Below are 505 nucleotides of genomic sequence, written 5' to 3'. Positions count from 1 at the left end.
GATGTCCGAACCCATGGCGGTTAGAACGAGTGGATGCAGTCCCGCGGCCGCGCTGACAAAGCCATAGCTGGTCAGGTAGTGCGCATGTGCGACGTGCGGACGCAAACGCTTTGCAAGCCGCCGAAGGGCAGGGATGGCGGTGAAATATCCTGCCTTTCCCAGGTCGTAGGTGGGCAGGCGATGCACCGTTATACCGGGAATATCGGCTGCGTCAAACGACGCGATATGGACGTCGTGCCCCTTATCCCGCAACGCTAAAAGCCAGCGGTGCATGTGCACGGACTGAGCATTCGCGACGAATAGGATTCTCATTTTCTCCGTCATAGGACGTGAAGCATCCTAGGGGCATCCACGCGTATACTCGGGAACCAGCGTACAGAGTATCTCCAGAGCGCTCTCTATATCCCCGGACACCAGCGCCTGTTCCATTTGTGCAAGTTGGCGCATGAGCGGATCGTAGTCGAGCGAGCGCTCTTTGGCTCGCTGAATCGCCCCGGATTTCGCG

At 58.4% G+C, this 505-nt stretch carries 1 protein-coding gene; it reads right to left on the bottom strand.

What is annotated here, in order from left to right; all coding sequences use genetic code 11:
- On the bottom strand, positions 1-312 hold a 312-nt coding region (locus tag RCF13_RS20280; RefSeq protein WP_308141524.1), incomplete at its 3' end, for a glycosyltransferase.
- Between the last annotated feature and the right edge of the window lie 193 nt (positions 313-505).

The sequence above is a fragment of the Stenotrophomonas maltophilia group sp. RNC7 genome, from assembly GCF_030910085.1.
Taxonomy (GTDB): domain Bacteria; phylum Pseudomonadota; class Gammaproteobacteria; order Xanthomonadales; family Xanthomonadaceae; genus Stenotrophomonas; species Stenotrophomonas sepilia.
Note: the sequence above shows the minus strand (reverse complement) of the source record. Positions and strands in the feature narration are given on the sequence as shown.